Annotated in this window: 19 protein-coding genes and 1 pseudogene; 11 read left to right on the top strand and 9 right to left on the bottom strand. The window is 42.4% G+C overall.

All coding sequences use genetic code 11. From position 1 onward, the window contains the following. Positions 1-14: 14 nt before the first annotated feature. The 5 genes from leuB to LP316_RS06360 all read left to right on the top strand — a co-directional run bounded on the left by leuB (position 15) and on the right by LP316_RS06360 (position 5267). Positions 15-1115: a 3-isopropylmalate dehydrogenase gene (gene leuB, locus LP316_RS06380; RefSeq protein ID WP_193023490.1), complete on the top strand. Its 1101-nt coding sequence runs from the start codon at positions 15-17 to the stop codon at positions 1113-1115. Between the two features lie 3 nt (positions 1116-1118). Beyond that, positions 1119-2522 carry a 3-isopropylmalate dehydratase large subunit gene (gene leuC / locus LP316_RS06375; RefSeq protein WP_193023489.1) on the top strand — a complete coding sequence of 468 codons (1404 nt, stop codon included), beginning with the start codon at positions 1119-1121 and terminating at the stop codon, positions 2520-2522. Between the two features lie 3 nt (positions 2523-2525). Then, positions 2526-3122: a 3-isopropylmalate dehydratase small subunit gene (leuD, locus tag LP316_RS06370; RefSeq protein ID WP_193023488.1), complete on the top strand. Its 597-nt coding sequence runs from the start codon at positions 2526-2528 to the stop codon at positions 3120-3122. 45 nt (positions 3123-3167) lie between these two features. Further along, positions 3168-4400: an HD-GYP domain-containing protein gene (locus tag LP316_RS06365; protein WP_193023487.1), complete on the top strand. Its 1233-nt coding sequence runs from the start codon at positions 3168-3170 to the stop codon at positions 4398-4400. A 402-nt stretch (positions 4401-4802) separates the two neighbouring features. Further along, entirely contained in the window at positions 4803-5267 is a 465-nt protein-coding gene (locus tag LP316_RS06360; protein ID WP_193023486.1) for a hypothetical protein, read from the top strand. Between the two features lie 250 nt (positions 5268-5517). Here LP316_RS06360 and LP316_RS06355 read toward each other — a convergent pair whose 3' ends face one another. The 9 genes and pseudogenes from LP316_RS06355 to mlaF form a co-directional block, all read right to left on the bottom strand. Next, entirely contained in the window at positions 5518-6327 is an 810-nt protein-coding gene (locus LP316_RS06355) for a general secretion pathway protein GspB (RefSeq protein WP_193023485.1), read from the bottom strand. Positions 6328-6334: 7 nt separating this feature from the next. Next, entirely contained in the window at positions 6335-7912 is a 1578-nt protein-coding gene (locus tag LP316_RS06350; RefSeq protein WP_193023484.1) for an ExeA family protein, read from the bottom strand. A 147-nt stretch (positions 7913-8059) separates the two neighbouring features. Further along, a pseudogene (gene murA / locus LP316_RS06345) lies at positions 8060-9321 on the bottom strand (UDP-N-acetylglucosamine 1-carboxyvinyltransferase). A 17-nt stretch (positions 9322-9338) separates the two neighbouring features. Continuing rightward, the gene (locus LP316_RS06340; protein ID WP_193023483.1) at positions 9339-9596 is read right to left on the bottom strand and encodes a BolA family protein; all 258 of its coding nucleotides are present in this window, start codon (positions 9594-9596) and stop codon (positions 9339-9341) included. Between the two features lie 56 nt (positions 9597-9652). After that, positions 9653-9943 (bottom strand): lipid asymmetry maintenance protein MlaB, encoded by a 291-nt coding sequence (locus tag LP316_RS06335; protein WP_193023482.1) that lies wholly within the window; start codon positions 9941-9943, stop codon positions 9653-9655. Position 9944: 1 nt separating this feature from the next. Next, positions 9945-10589 carry a phospholipid-binding protein MlaC gene (gene mlaC / locus LP316_RS06330; protein ID WP_193023481.1) on the bottom strand — a complete coding sequence of 215 codons (645 nt, stop codon included), beginning with the start codon at positions 10587-10589 and terminating at the stop codon, positions 9945-9947. A gap of 8 nt (positions 10590-10597) precedes the next feature. Further along, entirely contained in the window at positions 10598-11068 is a 471-nt protein-coding gene (gene mlaD / locus LP316_RS06325) for an outer membrane lipid asymmetry maintenance protein MlaD (protein ID WP_193023480.1), read from the bottom strand. A gap of 16 nt (positions 11069-11084) precedes the next feature. Further along, positions 11085-11861 carry a lipid asymmetry maintenance ABC transporter permease subunit MlaE gene (gene mlaE, locus LP316_RS06320; protein WP_413470667.1) on the bottom strand — a complete coding sequence of 259 codons (777 nt, stop codon included), beginning with the start codon at positions 11859-11861 and terminating at the stop codon, positions 11085-11087. Next, the gene (mlaF, locus tag LP316_RS06315) at positions 11861-12664 is read right to left on the bottom strand and encodes a phospholipid ABC transporter ATP-binding protein MlaF (protein ID WP_193023479.1); all 804 of its coding nucleotides are present in this window, start codon (positions 12662-12664) and stop codon (positions 11861-11863) included. The genes mlaE and mlaF overlap by 1 nt, the downstream gene beginning before the upstream one ends. 270 nt (positions 12665-12934) lie before the next feature. On the opposite strand from mlaF, the gene LP316_RS06310 reads away from it, so the two are divergent. The 6 genes from LP316_RS06310 to lptB are packed head-to-tail and all read left to right on the top strand — an operon-like array spanning position 12935 to position 17257. Then, complete coding sequence (locus LP316_RS06310) at positions 12935-13915, top strand: calcium/sodium antiporter (RefSeq protein WP_193023478.1); 981 nt, start codon at positions 12935-12937, stop codon at positions 13913-13915. A 21-nt stretch (positions 13916-13936) separates the two neighbouring features. Continuing rightward, positions 13937-14902, top strand: a complete 966-nt coding sequence (locus LP316_RS06305) for a KpsF/GutQ family sugar-phosphate isomerase (RefSeq protein ID WP_193023471.1) — start codon at positions 13937-13939, stop codon at positions 14900-14902. Between the two features lies 1 nt (position 14903). After that, positions 14904-15452: a 3-deoxy-manno-octulosonate-8-phosphatase KdsC gene (gene kdsC, locus LP316_RS06300; RefSeq protein WP_193023469.1), complete on the top strand. Its 549-nt coding sequence runs from the start codon at positions 14904-14906 to the stop codon at positions 15450-15452. Continuing rightward, positions 15449-16015, top strand: coding sequence for an LPS export ABC transporter periplasmic protein LptC (gene lptC, locus LP316_RS06295; protein ID WP_193023467.1), 567 nt, complete (start codon positions 15449-15451; stop codon positions 16013-16015). Before kdsC ends, lptC begins: the two co-directional genes overlap by 4 nt. Further along, positions 15981-16526, top strand: a complete 546-nt coding sequence (lptA, locus tag LP316_RS06290) for a lipopolysaccharide transport periplasmic protein LptA (protein WP_193023465.1) — start codon at positions 15981-15983, stop codon at positions 16524-16526. Before lptC ends, lptA begins: the two co-directional genes overlap by 35 nt. Next, positions 16526-17257 (top strand): LPS export ABC transporter ATP-binding protein, encoded by a 732-nt coding sequence (gene lptB, locus LP316_RS06285; RefSeq protein ID WP_193023463.1) that lies wholly within the window; start codon positions 16526-16528, stop codon positions 17255-17257. The genes lptA and lptB overlap by 1 nt, the downstream gene beginning before the upstream one ends. Positions 17258-17311: the final 54 nt, after the last annotated feature.

The raw sequence follows: 17311 nt of genomic DNA, 5'->3' as shown, positions 1-17311 counted from the left end.
TAAAGAGAGAAGAAATGTCTACAATTGCAATTTTAGCGGGCGATGGTATTGGCCCAGAAGTAATGGAACAAGCTAAAAAGGTGTTGCATTGCGTTGCCGACAAATATCAATTCCCGATTACCTTAAAAGAATACGATGTTGGTGGCTGCGCTATTGATAACCACGGCGTTGCTTTACCACAAAGCACGATTGATGGTTGTGAGCAAAGTGATGCGATCTTATTTGGCTCCGTTGGCGGCCCCAAGTGGACCCATTTACCGCCGACGGAGCAACCAGAGCGCGCATCATTGTTGGGGCTTAGAGGCCATTTTGGCTTATTTTGCAACATGCGCCCTGCAAGCTTACAACAAGCGATGTCACAATTATCACCATTGCGCGCCGATATTTCAGCGCAAGGTTTCGATATTTTAGTGATGCGTGAATTAACGGGTGGGATTTATTTTGGTGAGCCCAAAGGTCGTAAAGATGCTGGCACAGAGCAAGAAGCTGCCTATGACACCATGATTTATTCTCGAAAAGAAATTAGCCGTATCGCGCATTTAGCTTTCCAAGCCGCCCAAAAGCGCCGTAAAAAAGTCATTTCGGTTGATAAAGCTAATGTCTTAGCTAGCTCTATTTTGTGGCGAGAAGTGACAGAAGAAGTCGCGAAACAATATCCAGATGTGAGCCTAGAACACATGTATGTCGACAACGCGGCAATGCAGTTAGTCAAAGACCCAGCACAGTTTGATGTGATGTTATGCTCAAATTTATTCGGTGATATTTTGTCTGATATTTGTGCCATGATCACAGGCTCAATGGGTTTGTTGCCTTCAGCAAGTTTAAACGAGCAAGGTTTTGGTATGTATGAGCCTGCCGGTGGCACAGCGCCGGATATTGCTGGTCAAAACATCGCTAATCCAATAGCCCAAATCTTATCTGCAGCGCTAATGTTGCGCTTTAGCTTAAATCAAGATGAAGCCGCCACAGCCGTTGAAAATGCAGTAGCAAAAGCGCTTGATGCAGGTCACCTAACACGTGATTTACTACCGGCAGAAAAAGCCAACACCGCGCTTTCAACCAGTGAAATGGGCGATATTATTTGCCAATTTATTAACGCTGAGCAAGGGAGCTAAACCATGGCGAGTACTTTATATGAAAAATTGTGGCAAGGTCACCTTGTTGAAGACAAAGCTGGTGAAACGCCGTTAATTTACGTTGATCGTCACCTGATCCACGAAGTGACCTCACCACAAGCGTTTGCCAATTTGAAATTTCACAATCGCCCTGTGCGTTGCCCGAACAAAACGATTGCCACCATGGATCACAACATTTCAACCCGCTCGGTTGAAATCGATGCCGCTGGTGAAGGGGCTGCTAATCAATTGCGCACGCTAGAAAAAAACTGTAAAGAGTTTGGCATTAAACTTTTTGGTATGGGTCATAAAAACCAAGGTATTGTCCACGTTATGGGGCCTGAACTAGGTATTACCCAACCAGGCCAAGTGATTGTTTGTGGTGACTCACACACGGCAACACACGGCGCTTTTGGCGCACTTGCCTTTGGTATTGGTACCTCTGAAGTTGAGCATGTACTGGCAACGCAAACACTGCGCCAAACCAAAGCTAAAACCATGAAAATTGAAATTCAAGGCGCGGTAAACCCAGGGATCAGCGCGAAAGATATTATTTTGGCGATTATCGGTAAAACCGGTAGTGCAGGTGCGACCGGTTTCGTAGTCGAATATTGTGGTGAAGGTATTACGAATCTTACCATGGAACAGCGAATGACCATCTGTAATATGAGTATTGAATTTGGTGCAAAAGCCGGTTTAATCGCACCAGATCAAACCACCTTTGATTATTTAGAGGGCAAAGAATACGCGCCAAAAGGTGATGAATGGCAGCAAGCCATCGCCAAATGGCAAACCTTGAAAACAGATGATGACGCCGTATTTGATGAAACCCTTGTCCTAAAAGGCAGTGAAATAAAAGCACAAGTAACATGGGGAACAACACCGGGGCAAGTTATCGAAGTTGATGGCATGGTTCCAGCACCCAGTGATTTTAGCGACCCTGTTGAACAAGAGTCATGTGCTAATGCATTAAAGTATATGGGCTTAACTGCCGGTACTAAAATTACCGATATTCCGGTAAATAAGGTATTCATCGGCTCATGCACCAACTCTCGAATTGAAGATTTACGCGCAGCGGCCAATATTGCTAAAGGCAAGAAAGTCAGTGATAGCGTAGATGCCATCGTAGTTCCGGGGTCTTATCGCGTGCGCGCTCAAGCTGAAGCAGAGGGCTTAGCACAGATTTTTATTGATGCGGGCTTTGAATGGCGCTTACCGGGCTGCTCTATGTGTCTAGGTATGAACGACGATAAACTGAGTGCCGGTGACCGTTGTGCATCGACATCAAATCGAAACTTTGAAGGTCGACAAGGTAGAGGCAGCCGCACTCACTTAGTTAGCCCTGAAATGGCCGCAGCTGCAGCTATTCACGGCCGTTTTGTCGATTTAGCTCAAGTGAAGGATTAACCAATGAAAAAATTTACTACCCATCACGGATTAGTTGCGCCTCTTGATATTGCCAACGTCGACACCGATCAAATTATCCCAAAACAGTTTTTGCAAAAAACTGAGCGCGTTGGCTTCGGTACACATTTATTTCACGATTGGCGTTATCTTGACGATCACGGTTTGGAAAACAACCCTGAATTTATTTTGAATAAACCCCAATATCAAGGTGCTAGTATTTTATTAGCACGAGAGAACTTTGGCTGCGGCTCATCTCGTGAACATGCGCCTTGGGCATTACAAGAATATGGTTTTGAGGTTATAATTGCCCCTAGTTTTGCCGATATTTTCTATGCAAACTGCATTAACATCGGGATTTTGCCGATAAAACTACCTGAAAGTGATATTCAAACACTTTTTACGCAAACTAAGCAAGGTTCACTACACTTAACGGTAGATTTAGCGAATAATACAGTACAAGCAGGCAATACTAGTTACACATTCACACTTGATGAATTTCATCAATATTGCCTAGCAAACGGTATTGATAGTGTCGGCTGGACGCTACAAAAGCTCGACTTAATCGAAACTTACGAGGAGAGTTTAGCGTCTTGGCAATAGCAATTAGGTGAGCCTCAGTTGAGGCTCTCAACGCAGCATAAAAAGATGACTGAGACTACAAAAGATTTATCAAAAATAGCAATTAGAGACGTTGAAATGGGCATGTATGTCGTTTCAGTTGTCAATCCTAGAACACAGCTCTCAGTAAAATCTGAGGGCTTCGTATCTTCAGCTAAAACCCTAGAAAAGCTAAAAAAATCTGGCGTAAAGTTTATTTTTATCGACATGGCAAAGTCAAAACACGCCTCAAAGCCTGCTGAGCAGCCTGAGCCAGAAAACTCTATTGAGCCAGAACCTGCCAAAGAGACTGTAGATCATCACAAGCGCAAAGTACCGCTCGATGCCGAAATGAACAAAGCGGTAAAACTGTATAACAACGCCAAGGACCTCCAAGGTAAGATTTTAACCTCGATTACCGACAGCAAAGAGATCGATATTGCAGAGGTTAGTCAAACCACTGATGCTATCGTTGATTCTATTTTTCGAAATCAAGACGCCCTTTCGTGTATGTCACGAATTCGAATGAAAGATGAGTACCTTGTAGAACACTCGCTTAACGTCGCAGTACTCATTAGTATTTTTGCTAAACATATGTCTTATGATAAACAGACCATTGAGCAATTGGCTTTAGGTGCGTTTTTACATGATATTGGCAAGGTTTTGATCCCAGATGAAGTTCTCAATAAGCCAGGTAAACTCACCAGTGATGAATACGAGCTGATGAAAGGGCATGTAATTAAAGGTCTCGAAGTGGTCAAAACAATGGATGGCGTGCCCGATATCGCTTTGAGTCTCATTGCAACACATCACGAGCGCTTAGATGGCAAAGGTTACCCCTATGGTTTAAATGCTGAAGATATTAGTATATTTGACCGAATGATCGCGATTGTCGATAGTTACGATGCGATGACTGCCGATAGGGTCTATAAAGCGGGTATGCACCCGATTCAGGCATTTAAAAACCTGATCAAAGACTCCATTCACAGTTACGACAACGGCTTAGTCGAAAAATTTATTCAATCACTAGGGCTTTACCCGGTAGGTACGTTAGTCAAACTCACCAGCGGTAAAGTTGGCTTGATATCAGGGCTAAACAAAAACAAACCATTGCAACCTATTGTCAAAGTGTTTTATAACACTCGCCTCAAACAAAATATCGCGATTGAAGAAATCGATTTAATGAAACCGAAATATGATGATCAAATTGATTGCTGTGTTAGACCAGAAGAGTTTAATTTAAATTTACTCAATTTCTTCCGACAAGCCTTTATGAATTAACCATTGATTTAAACATTTTTTGATAAGCAAATCTCAACCTTATATCATTTGAAACTTCGCTGGCTCGCAAACCCAATACGCTTAAATGCTTTCAAAATACCATTTAAAGCTATATAACTCACTCATAGTAAAGACGCGGTAATTCACCACAATTGGGGCAGTTCAGCAGCAGCAACGTAAACCAATATATGCAACGAACTTTCAAAGTACACCTTTCGATCTCGTTGCCCGATAAATAGAGTATTATTGTTCCATAAAAAAACAGTAACCCAACAAGGCAACTCATTAACATTTACATCTCACCTTTTTACAATTCTCTTACAGTTTTTACTTATCGTTTAATCGATACTTCACCTATCAAAATTAACTAATCAACTTATCAACAAATTACAGGTGAATATTATGAGTTTAGATAAAAAAGCGTTCATTGAAAAAATCCAAAAAGACGCGCAATCTCTACAAAACAGCTTTGAAGCATTTAAAGCAAATGTTGAGAGCAACGCAGAAAAGTCAAAAGAGAATGTCGATGAAAAAATTGCCGCGTTAAAAGTGTCAATTAAAGAGCAAGAAGCGAAAGCAAAGCAGTTACAACAAGACATTGAAAACTGGGCTACTGACAAAAAAGAGCACACAGAAGAAACTATCTCATCATGGAAAAAGCAGCGCGAAATTGCCAAGCTTGATCGCAGAGCAGAGAAAGCTCAAAAGCACGCTGCTCATTGTGTTGAGCGCGCGGTTGTTCACGTTGTTGCAGCTGAGTACGCACTTTTAGAAGCTATCTCTGCAACAATTGAAGCAGAAGAAGCACGCGAAGAAGTGATTGCACAAGCAGCAACTGAATCTGCAACTGAGACTGCAGCAGAATAAGTTTACAATTGTTTAGTCAGATTTGATTTACTTAATGTAATTACAAAGGCAATCAAATCTGATAGTCATACTAAACGGGGTCAGAGTTAGCGAACTCTAACCTCGCCTCTCTGGATGTAAGTAGAATAATGGCAGGAGATCCCCTGTAACAACGTCAGGGGATGACGGTTCTCCGTAGTAGGGTTTGGTAAAGTCTCTAAATCGCTCAAAATCGAAGTTCAGATATGAACTACTGCACGTTAAACACGCATTATTGCCAAGTGGTTAATGCGCCCATTGAAAAGCGATAGCCGTCAAAGGTTAAAATCACCCGTTGTGGCTCTATTTTGGTAATAACAACGCCATTCGGTAATTGCTCGCCTTGATAATACTCTTGCTCGGCAACCTTAACCCAGCCTTGATTATTACTCTGATAAATATGCATATCAAAGGCAAAAGGCGCAATCGCATTTTGTACGCTAACAGGTAATTGAGAAATATCTTCGACACTTGGTTCATCTGTATCAAATGATTGCGTTGTTTGCCCATCTAATGGCGTATCATTTACTGCTGCTTCAAACTTAGCTAGTAAGCTTGCTGAAACGCCATCTGGTTTTTCCAGGGCTTGTTTTTGCGGTTTAATAATCTCACCGGTATCAGATACTCGATCAGTATTCGCGCCTAAAATGAGCGGTTTGCTTTCTACCGCTTTGTCACTCGGCTTTGGCTGCGCTTTTGATGTCATTATCTGGGCTGGTGGTGTTTGAAAATAGCTTTCGGTTAATGTTGGCTCGCTAACGCTTGGCGCTTCTATCACAGGGGCAATTTTAGTTTGAGGTTCAAGCTCAGTTGGCGTTATTTGAGCGGCAGTACTGTTTGATTGATTCATCGGTTGGCTTTGTTTTCCCATCCAAAACCCTGCCAATAGCGCTAAAAAAATAGCGCAGGTCAATAACACGCCCCATAGCAGCATATTTGAAGCGTTATTAATCACTGGCGTGTGCTGAAAGTCGAGTGGTGTAGTTCGATTTTCTAGTTTATCGCCTTGTTGCTTTTTAAGTGCATCGAGAATATATGACATTTCAGATCTACTGGTTGATAAACACAGGCATGCCTAGCGCCGATTGATTTGCTAAATACATGACAGTTTGAACATTGGCAAATGATGATACCACGATGCCCTGCGATTGTTGAAATTGCTGTAACTGATTAACGAGTAACTGATCAAAGCTTTCAATCATGCGCTTCGGTCTTTGCTGTTTAATCGCTAAATTATCTTCAAGCCATTGAATCAGCATTAGATCACTACTTGCATCGATTTGTTCAACAAATTCGCCGTTTAAGCTCGGAGCCTGCCAAAAGATCAAAGCGCCACCTTGCCAGTTTTGTGCAAGCCAACTATTTGTCACCGCTTGCTTGCCCTTAGCAAATTCTATTAGCAGTTGATCACTTTGAACACCAATCAAATTGCCATAAAAGACTCGCCCCTGTTGATCAACAAATTGCATCACCGCTGGGTATCCCATGCGTTTTAAGGCAGTAACATTACCTTTAAACCAATGGCATGCCAGCAAATAGGTTTGGCTAACCTGACACGGCTCAGTAATGTTTTCATCTAATATCACCCGCCAAGCTGCAAATAACTTAATCGCGGCTTTTGAAAGGTCACGATTGCTGTTGCTATCAACTGTCACTGTCTGCGCTGTGCCCTGTCCTTGTTGCGTTGAATTAGTCACCACTGGGTTTTCTATGGCTTGTTGCCCTAGCTGAGCCCCTATGACTACCATAGCTATGAGTACCATAACAAAGATAATGATTCTAAAGGCATTATGTTGCCACCACGGTTTAACTTGACGCTCTGCCCCCAAAGCTTCTCTAGCCGCGATGTTGACCATTTTTTTATCAACTAGTTGCTTACCTTGTGCATAAGCGCCTAGCAAGGCTCTGTCACATAACAAATTTATTAACCTTGGAATGCCATTAGACAGCCGGTGAATCGAAGATATCGCAGAATCTGTAAAGAGCTTTTGCTGACAACCAACAACCGCTAAGCGATGTTCAATATAATGGCCAACTTCTGCTTTAGTGAGTGGTAATAAATGATAGCGAGCCGTAATTCGCTGTGCTAATTGCCTTAAATCTTGACGTTGCAGTAACTGCTGGAGTTCAGGTTGACCAATTAAAATGACCTGCATCAGCTTTTTGGTATGGGTTTCTAAATTGGTCAATAGACGCAATTGCTCTAAGACTTCAGCTTGTAAATGCTGAGCTTCATCGATGATCAAAATCGTATTGATCTGGTTCTCATGATTTTTCAGTAATTTTTGGCTAATTTTATCCGTCAGTGTTTTTAGCGTTGCACCCGTTTTTCGATAACGAATCTTCAATTCATCACAAATAGTCGCCAACAACTCAAACGCCGACAGCGCCGGATTTAAAATAAACGCGACCTGAGTATCCTCGCCTAGCTGTTCTAATAAACAGCGACTAACGGTAGTTTTGCCCGTTCCCACTTCCCCTGTAAGCAAGACAAAGCCACCTGTTTCACCCAGGCCATAACTCAGGTGTGCAAGTGCTTCTTTGTGGCGCTCGCTCATGTATAAAAAATGAGGGTTAGGCGCAATGGAAAAGGGGATTTCTTTGAAACCGAAATATTGCGTATACATAAATACTTGAGTTTATTAGACAACCGTTAAAAATTAACGTGTTAACTGCCTGATGTAAAGTGAGTAACTCGGTTATCTGGCGCTATAAAAACAAAAAATCCCTAAACCTCTCGATTTAGGGATTTTCGTCATATCATTATGCGCTAATTAGCTCGCTGATATACGAACGATATCGGCGCCTAGTGCCTGAAGTTTATCTTCAATGTGTTGATAACCACGGTCAATGTGATAAATACGATCAACTTGAGTTTGTGTGGTAGCGACTAAACCGGCGATCACTAAACTTGCAGAAGCGCGTAAATCGGTTGCCATTACTTGTGCACCGTTTAACGATTCAACACCGCGAGAAATAGCCGTATTACCTTCTAATGAAATATCAGCCCCCATACGCTGTAATTCAGGGACATGCATAAAGCGATTTTCAAATATCGTTTCAGTTGTTGTGGCTGTGCCATCTGCAATTGCATTTAAGGCAACGAACTGAGCTTGCATATCGGTAGGAAATGCTGGGTGTGGTGCTGTTTTGATATTAACCGCCTTTGGCTTTTGCTTCATTTCAAGCTCGATCCAGTTGTCGCCAACAGTGATATCAGCACCAGCTTCTTGAAGCTTACTGATCACGGCATCTAACGACTTAGCATCGGTATTCAAACAACGAACTTTGCCTTGGGTAACTGCAGCCGCTACTAAAAATGTACCGGTTTCAATGCGATCTGGCATTACTGTGTACTCTTGACCTTTCAAGGCGTCAACGCCTTCAATGGTCAGGGTATCTGTGCCTGCACCTTTTACTTGGGCGCCCATACTATTTAAAAAGTTCGCTAAATCGACAATTTCTGGCTCACGGGCAGCGTTTTCAATTATCGTTGTGCCTTCTGCAAGCGCAGCGGCCATCATTAGGTTTTCAGTACCCGTTACACTGACGGTGTCCATAAAAATCGTTGCGCCAGCTAAACGACCGTCTTTTTTAGCGAGTATATAGCCTTGCTCAACGTCGATATCCCCCCCATCAGCTTTAAGCCGTGAATATGCAAATTGACGGGACGAGCACCAATCGCACAGCCGCCCGGTAGTGAGACTTCAGCGTGACCAAAGCGCGCTAATAAAGGACCTAAAACAAGAATCGATGCACGCATAGTTTTCACTAGATCGTACGGCGCTTTACAATTATCGACAACACTTGCATCAATAGTGAGTGAGTTATCACTCACCCACTGTGCTTTTGCACCAAGCGAGTTAATAACTTTTAATGTTGTTTCAATATCGTTAAGGCGTGGTACGTTGTGAATCGTCACCGGCGTTTCACTTAACAGTGCAGCCATCAAAATAGGCAAGGCGGCGTTTTTAGCGCCAGAAATCGTGACTTCACCACGTAACGGCTGACCACCGTTAATTTTAAAAGCGTCCAAGATATTCTTCTTTTGAGTTAAATAGGTAAATTAAACATTTTATCACGTTGCCATTGTTCAGTCGTAAAGGTTTTTACGCTGACAGCGTGAATCGAGCCATCTTTGATCGCTGCACTAAGCGGCGCAAGCACAGCTTGCTGCTTTTTCACACGAGACATATCTGAAAACATATCAGAGACAGCAATTACTTTAGCTTGCGAGCCATCAAAGCTGACGTGTAACTCATCTAGAGATAAGGCGTTATTTATTAACGCTTTAATTTGATCTGCGTCCACAACAATTCCTCTTCATTTGCGGGGCGAAAATTAGTTAACCTGAAGCCTCAGGTTAGTTAGGCGGTAAACAGGGTGTCTACCGCACTTAATTGCGCTAATTTAACCATATCTTGGGGCAAGTTAGTAAAATTTATTTGACAATTTTTTGCATGTGCTTTTTCAATCACCAATAACAGCCAAGCCAAACCTGCGGTGTCAACCTCAGTAACCTTTGCTAAATCGAGTTGACATGACGACTGTTGATAGAAAGGCAATATATCTTTCACTGTCAGGCTAGGCACCGTATGTCGATTAAGCTCACCGATTAAAGCAACATTATTATCGTTTTGCTCAATAGAGACATTCATGCTAATTCGTTAACTCAGCTTGTTTGCCAAATGAAATATTTTGCTCACTTTTCTCTTGCAAGATTTGCGTAACATACGGCAAACCTTTTTGACGAACTAGTGAACTCAGCTCCGCCTGTTTTGAGTCCAGTAAACTTACACCTTCGGCGATCATATCAAAGGCTAACCACTCATTCGTTTTACGGTTTTTTCTCACTTTAAAAGCAATACTAATTGGCTCTCTTCCTGGCTCGATTACTAAGGTCTGTATGGCGATAATTTTTTCATCGCCCAAAGGTCTCGCTGGCTCAAACCGCACTTCCTGATTATTGTACATAGTAAATACCTGTCCATAAGAAGTAACTAGGTATTCTTTAAATACCGGAATAAAGGCGTTTAAGTCATCTTTATCTATCGTGCGTAAGTTAGTGCCTAATACTTTGAGGGCAGCGTAGCGATAATCAACGTAAGGAATTAATTCTTCACGGACGACGTTCTTAAGCAAGTTGGGGTTAGCGCGAATTTCACTTTGTGTATTTGCTACACGGGTAAAAGTGATATTAGCAACTTCCTCAATCATTTTATAAGGGTTTTCTTTACTCACTTCGCTTGCCACAGCTTGCAAGCTCAATAGTGCACTGGTAAATAATGCAATTAATTTATTCATAATACTCTCTAATCACCATTTCCTTGGCTAAATAAAAACTGACCAATCAACTCTTCTAAAACAAGCGCCGACTTTGTATCTTCGATGTAGTCACCCGGCTTCAAAATTTCAAGTGACTCATCCATAAAACCGGGCTGTAAGCCTAAATATTGCTCACCAAGTAAACCCGACGTTAAAATAGAGACCGACGTTGCTTCAGAAAAATTGTTAAATTCTTTAAAAATATCGAGCGTTACCACTGGGGTAAAGTCTTGTGCATCTAAACGTATATGACTTACTCGACCGATCACTACGCCACCTACTTTTATCGGTGAACGCACTTTCAATCCACCAATATTTTCAAATTTGGCATACAGTTGATACGTCTCACCATTACCTGAAATACCGCTATCGGCAACTTTTAATGATAGCGCTAAAATAGCTGCCAAACCTAAGGCAACAAATAATCCAACAGTTAATTCTACTTTTTTCGACACCATGTCTTCACCTAATTCTCTAACGCGCAAACATTAATGCGGTTAACACAAAATCTAAACCTAAAACCAATAACGATGACTGAACAACTGTTGCAGTAGTCGCTCGGCTAATCCCTTCAGAAGTGGGTTCACAATCGTACCCTTTATAGACGGCAATCCAAGTAACAACAAACGCAAAAACGATACTTTTGATCATGCCATTGACGATGTCTTTACTAAAATCGACCTGTGATTGCATCACTGACCAAAACGTACCTGCATCAACGCCTAGCCAATCGACCCCCACGAGGTGAGCACCGATAATCCCGACCATTGAAAAAATCGCCGCTAGTAATGGCATAGCAATAAATCCCGCCCAAAAACGCGGTGCTATAACACGGCGCAGCGGGTCAACTGCCATCATTTCCATACTCGATAATTGCTCTGTGGCTTTCATCAGGCCAATCTCAGCAGTTAACGATGAGCCTGCGCGGCCAGCAAATAATAAAGCGGCTACAACTGGCCCCAACTCGCGTAATAACGACAGCGCGACCATAGGCCCAAGGCTTGCTTCAGCGCCATAGTCAACCAAAATGGTATACCCCTGTAACGCCAAAACCATACCGATAAAGGCACCTGAAACAACAATGATTACCAAAGATAAACTGCCGACAGCGTGCAATTGCTTGACTAATAACGGGTAACCGCGTTTGAAATTAGGTACGTGTAACAACGCCGACATCAGCATCATAACAGCACGCCCTAGCCCTGCAATCAGTGAGATAGTTGATTGTCCTAATCTTAAAATCATCTCCATTATTGCAATTCCTTTATCAGCTCATCTCTTAATGGTTGCGCCGGAAAATGGAATGGTACAGGACCATCAGCTTGGCCTTGGACAAATTGCTTCACTAATGGCGAAGACTGCTCAGCAATCTCTTGTGCTGTGCCGTGGCCAATCACTTTTTGCTCAGCAATGATATAAATATAGTCGGCAATACTCATCACTTCCGCAACATCGTGAGTCACCACGATTGACGTTAAACCTAATGCTTCATTTAGTGATTTGATCAACCGAACAATCACGCCCATAGAAATGGGATCTTGACCAGCAAAAGGCTCGTCGTACATAATTAATTCAGGATCTAGTGCAATCGCTCTTGCTAACGCAGCTCGCCTTGCCATACCACCAGATAACTCACTTGGCTTTAACAACTTAGCACCGCGCAAACCTACCGCCTCTAGCTTGAGCAACACCATTTTTTCAATAATGTCTTCACTGAGCTGGGTATGCTCTCTAATTGGAAACGCTATATTGTCAAACACGTTCATTTCTGAAAACAGAGCGCCACTTTGAAACAACATGCTCATGCGCTTGCGGACATCGTAAAGTTTAGAGCGATTTAGCGCTGGGATATTTTGCCCATCGAACAGGATCTCGCCAGCTTGTGGCTTGAGTTGCCCCCCGATAAGTCGTAATAAGGTTGTTTTGCCGATCCCACTAGGCCCCATGATCGCCGTCACTTTGCCCTTGGGTATCGAGATATTGATATTCTGGTAAATAGTGCGCTCTTCCCTTTTGAACGTCATATTTTTAATATCAACTAAAATATCAGTCATAAAATTTTTCTTAACATCAATGTTTGATTTTTTCATAGCAAGCGAATTCTACCTTAGCGCGACACCTGCTGCATAACAAAATCGTAATTAAATATGTAGAAATCATTTGAAAGAAAATTTTTGCCCTAATATTTCAGGTAAAAACGGTGTTAAAGGATAATTTTTCGTCAACAAAAGTTCGAACATCAGCCTTTTTCGAAAGAATTTTAGAAATAGACTTCCGTTTTAATCCGCAAGAAGCGACAATTCGCCTATCAAAAGGGGATTTTCATGTTTGTAGAGTTTTTAATCTTAGTTGTCTCGCTCGTGTTCTTAGTATGGAGTGCCGACAAATTTGTTTTTGGTGCTTCATCAATCGCGCGAAATTATGGCATTTCACCTATGGTGATTGGCTTAACGATTGTCGCAATGGGATCATCTGCACCTGAAATGATGGTTGCCGCCACCGCATCATTTCAAGGCGCTCCCAACACCGCCATAGGCAATGCAATAGGCTCAAACATCACTAATATCGCCCTAGTCCTAGGAGTTACTGCGTTACTCGCACCACTTAAGGTTTCTTCAAACACCATCAAAAAAGAGCTACCGCTAACCTTAGCAATTACCCTGCTAGCTTGCTACGTATTATGGGATCAATACTTCAGTTTTACGGAAGGCTTACTATTACTGATTTTATTCTTTGTTTATATATTTGGTTTGCTGTTTATCACCATAAGGCGCAAACAGCAAGCGGCTGGTACAGGGGAAGAAGATCCTTATATTGCTGAAGCAGAAGCTGAAGTCCCAGAAGCCGTAAGCAAACCCATGTCGTTTTTTTGGCTCGCCGTTGGCTTAGTCTTGTTGCCGTTGAGTGCGGGTTACTTAGTTGAATCAGCGACAGATATTGCTAAAGCATTTGGCGTGAGTGATTTAGTCATCGGTTTAACCATTATCGCCATTGGTACCAGTCTGCCTGAGCTAGCCGCTAGCATTGCCAGTATCATCAAAAAAGAAGACGATTTGGCCCTTGGCAATATTATTGGTTCCAACATCTTTAATATCCTTGCAGTGTTATCACTTGCTGGTGTGATTGCGCCGGGTAATATTGATGCGCAAGCTGCCACCCGCGATGCGCCCATCATGCTAGCCATCACATTATTGCTTTTTGCGCTGTGCTTTAGCCGAATCAAAGGGGCGTTTAGGATCACTCGATTGAAAGGTGCCGCCTTGTTAGCGTGCTTTTTTGGCTATCAAGCATTATTATTCATGTAATGGTCAAACTAGGTTAAATAAATGAAAGATTTTAAACAGTTAGCAAAGAATGTTATCGAAATCGAACAACGAGCTGTCGCTGGTTTGCACCAATATATCGACGATAATTTCGAGCAAGCCTGCCAACTCATGTATCACTGTAAGGGGCGTGTCATTGTTGTGGGTATGGGTAAATCAGGTCATGTCGGCGGCAAAATCGCGGCAACATTAGCAAGTACTGGCACACCCGCATTCTTTGTTCATCCCGGAGAAGCGAGCCACGGCGACCTAGGTATGATCACAAGTGATGATGTCGTTTTATGTATTTCGAATTCAGGTGAAACCGCAGAAGTTTTGTCAATTACACCAGTGATCAAGCGCATCGGCGCAAAATTGATAGCGATGAGCAGTAACGAGTTATCAACGCTAGCCAAGTTATCAGATACCCATATTTGCATTAAAGTCGCCCAAGAAGCTTGCCCGTTGGGTCTTGCCCCGACCTCAAGTACCACCGCGACTCTCGTCATGGGCGATGCCCTTGCAGTCGCGTTACTCAATGCCCGCGGCTTTACTGCTGACGACTTTGCTTTATCGCACCCAGGAGGAAGCTTAGGCAAACGCTTATTGCTCCGACTTGCCGACATTATGCATACCGGTGAGCGCTTACCTGTGGTTGATGAATCAGCAAAAATCAAAGATGCCTTGGTAGAAATGAGTTTAAAAGGCTTAGGGATGACCGCCGTTGTCGATAGTAACCAAAGCTTAACAGGGCTGTTTACAGACGGCGATTTACGACGTGTACTCGACTCAAAAATCGATATCCACCAAGACACCATCACTTCAGTAATGACCCAAAACCCGGTGGTTGCCGATAGTGAAATGCTCGCCGCTCAAGCATTAAAAATTATGCAAGATAAGAAAATTAATGGTTTAATTATTGTCAATCAAGATAATCAAGTGGTCGGGGCGATGAATATGCACGACTTACTCAGCGCGGGAGTAATTTAATATGGCAAATACCTTATATGGCAATGTCGACCCACAAGTACTGGATAAAGCTAAACAAATTAAACTATTGGTTTGTGATGTTGATGGTGTGTTTTCAGACGGCCGAATCTATTTAGGTAACGAGGGTGAAGAGCTTAAAGCATTCCACACTAAAGACGGTTTTGGCGTTAAAGCACTCATTGAATCAGGTGTTGAAGTCGCTATTATTACAGGCCGACGCTCGAATATTGTCGCCAATCGCATGAAAGCACTCAATGTAAAATACATTGTGCAAGGCCAAGAAGACAAATTACCTGCGCTCAACGACATTATTGAATTACTTACCCTTGAACCAAAGCAAGTTGCCTATATTGGTGATGATGTAGCTGATATCGCTTGTATTGAGCACGTTGGTCTCGGCGTGGCCGTCAATGACGCGCACCCACAAGCAAAAGTGAAAGCCGATTTTATTACCTTTACGCCTGGTGGTTTTGGTGCAGTGCGTGAACTATGTGACCTTATCATGGCGCAGCAAAATACATTATCGCAAGCCAAAGGCGCGAGTGTATGACCAAACTCACCGGCTTTGCGCTGATTATTTTTATCATTGCGGTTAGTGTTTACGGCGTTTTTCAATGGCGACAGGATATCGTACCAAGCAATGAAGATGAAAACGTTGAACTTTTACCTGATTATGTTGCCGAATCGTTAAGTACGAACATTTACAGTGCCGACGGCAAACTGTCACACATTATTAATGCCGAGAAAATGGAGCACTACAACGCAACGAATACAACGCATTTTACTGAGCCGAATTATACCTTATACCCAAAAAACACAAGCTCACCGTGGAAAGTGAGTGCTAAACATGGCACATTGAATCACAAAAATCGGGTGAGACTTGAAAATCGCGTTGAGCTAGTCGCGACAGATAAAGATAGTTTGGTGCAACAGATACATGGAAAGTACTTAGAACTTGACTTAAACACCAATGTTTTAAGTTCTGATCATACGATAGTAATCGAGGGCAAAGATTTTATTATGTATGGCTCAGGCTTAATTGTAGATTTAAATACAACACAGATGACATTAACTGAACATGTACAAACAATTTATCGAAAAATCACACCATAAATCTCTTACTGTTGCGCCAATAGCATTACTCGCTATGCTTTTGTGCACTGCGCCATCAGCGTTTGCCAAAAAATCTGACTTACAAGAAGAGATCTTAATTAGCGCAGATAGAACCGCAGGTGATTTGAAAAACCGGATCGCCAGTTATATCGACGATGTCATCATCACGCAAGGCTCATTAAAAATTCACGCTGAATTAGTGCAAGTCATTGAAGATGAAGCCAGTGACAGTGAAACTTATATCGCAAAAGGCTCACCAGCAATTTTTGAACAACTGCTCGAAGATGGTACGCCAATAAAACTCGAAGCCAATGAAATTACATATGAGCCATCAATTAATACGATAACGATTTCAGGTAACGCCAAGTTGAGCCAAGAAGGCAGCGAAGTCAATGGTGACAAAATCATCTACAACACCTTAACCGAACAACTAGAAGCGAAAAGTAAACCCAAAGAGCGTATCACCACGATATTAAAACCAAAAACAAAAGACGAAGTGAAAGATAACTAATGTCAGCAGGTTTATTGAAGGCACAGGGCTTGGCGAAATCCTACAAGGGACGTCAAGTCGTTAAAAATGTTGGGCTCAGTGTTGAAACAGGGCAAATCGTTGGCCTACTCGGCCCAAATGGTGCAGGTAAAACAACGTCATTTTATATGATTGTCGGCTTAGTCGTTAACGACAAAGGCACAATCGAGTTAAATGGTGAAGATTTAACGTTAGCACCAATGCACGAGCGCGCCCGTAAAGGTTTAGGCTACTTGCCGCAAGAAGCCTCTATTTTTAGAAAGTTGTCCGTGCACGACAACATCATGGCTATTTTACAAACACGTAAAGACTTGTCAGAGGTCGAACGTATTGAAAAACTTGAATTATTACTTGAAGAATTCAATATAGGCCATATAAAAGATAATACAGGGATGAGTTTATCTGGTGGTGAACGTCGACGTGTCGAGATTGCTCGCGCTTTGGCTGCTGATCCTCAGTTTATTTTACTCGATGAACCCTTTGCTGGCGTTGACCCAATTTCGGTTGGCGATATTAAAAAGATCATTTTGCACTTAAAACAGCGCGGTATTGGCATCTTAATTACCGACCACAACGTTAGGGAAACCCTTGATGTCTGTGAAAAAGCTTATATTGTCAGCCATGGTGAATTAATCGCCGAAGGTGACGCGGATCAAATTCTTGCTAATCAACAAGTCAGAGATGTGTACCTAGGTGAACAATTCACGCTATAGTTAAGATAAAGAAGTGACAATCACTTCGCGTTTGTAAATAGATAGGAATAATAA

The sequence above is a fragment of the Thalassotalea sp. LPB0316 genome, assembly GCF_014898095.1.
Taxonomy (GTDB): Bacteria; Pseudomonadota; Gammaproteobacteria; order Enterobacterales; family Alteromonadaceae; genus Thalassotalea_G.
The sequence above is the reverse complement of the archived record's forward strand: the minus strand, read 5'-3'. Positions and strand labels throughout refer to the sequence as shown.

What these genes read in the sequence shown, in the direction of transcription:
- mlaE (WP_413470667.1), bottom strand. Translation starts at nt 11,861, where the DNA reads ATGGAGATGATTTTAAGATTAGGACAATCAACTATCTCACTGATTGCA.
- lptA (WP_193023465.1), top strand. Translation starts at nt 15,981, where the DNA reads ATGTACAAACAATTTATCGAAAAATCACACCATAAATCTCTTACTGTT.
- LP316_RS06350 (WP_193023484.1), bottom strand. Translation starts at nt 7,912, where the DNA reads ATGTATACGCAATATTTCGGTTTCAAAGAAATCCCCTTTTCCATTGCG.
- mlaC (WP_193023481.1), bottom strand. Translation starts at nt 10,589, where the DNA reads ATGAATAAATTAATTGCATTATTTACCAGTGCACTATTGAGCTTGCAA.
- leuC (WP_193023489.1), top strand. Translation starts at nt 1,119, where the DNA reads ATGGCGAGTACTTTATATGAAAAATTGTGGCAAGGTCACCTTGTTGAA.
- lptB (WP_193023463.1), top strand. Translation starts at nt 16,526, where the DNA reads ATGTCAGCAGGTTTATTGAAGGCACAGGGCTTGGCGAAATCCTACAAG.
- kdsC (WP_193023469.1), top strand. Translation starts at nt 14,904, where the DNA reads ATGGCAAATACCTTATATGGCAATGTCGACCCACAAGTACTGGATAAA.
- LP316_RS06355 (WP_193023485.1), bottom strand. Translation starts at nt 6,327, where the DNA reads ATGTCATATATTCTCGATGCACTTAAAAAGCAACAAGGCGATAAACTA.
- lptC (WP_193023467.1), top strand. Translation starts at nt 15,449, where the DNA reads ATGACCAAACTCACCGGCTTTGCGCTGATTATTTTTATCATTGCGGTT.
- LP316_RS06310 (WP_193023478.1), top strand. Translation starts at nt 12,935, where the DNA reads ATGTTTGTAGAGTTTTTAATCTTAGTTGTCTCGCTCGTGTTCTTAGTA.
- mlaF (WP_193023479.1), bottom strand. Translation starts at nt 12,664, where the DNA reads ATGACTGATATTTTAGTTGATATTAAAAATATGACGTTCAAAAGGGAA.
- mlaD (WP_193023480.1), bottom strand. Translation starts at nt 11,068, where the DNA reads ATGGTGTCGAAAAAAGTAGAATTAACTGTTGGATTATTTGTTGCCTTA.
- leuB (WP_193023490.1), top strand. Translation starts at nt 15, where the DNA reads ATGTCTACAATTGCAATTTTAGCGGGCGATGGTATTGGCCCAGAAGTA.
- LP316_RS06365 (WP_193023487.1), top strand. Translation starts at nt 3,168, where the DNA reads ATGACTGAGACTACAAAAGATTTATCAAAAATAGCAATTAGAGACGTT.
- leuD (WP_193023488.1), top strand. Translation starts at nt 2,526, where the DNA reads ATGAAAAAATTTACTACCCATCACGGATTAGTTGCGCCTCTTGATATT.
- LP316_RS06360 (WP_193023486.1), top strand. Translation starts at nt 4,803, where the DNA reads ATGAGTTTAGATAAAAAAGCGTTCATTGAAAAAATCCAAAAAGACGCG.
- LP316_RS06305 (WP_193023471.1), top strand. Translation starts at nt 13,937, where the DNA reads ATGAAAGATTTTAAACAGTTAGCAAAGAATGTTATCGAAATCGAACAA.
- LP316_RS06335 (WP_193023482.1), bottom strand. Translation starts at nt 9,943, where the DNA reads ATGAATGTCTCTATTGAGCAAAACGATAATAATGTTGCTTTAATCGGT.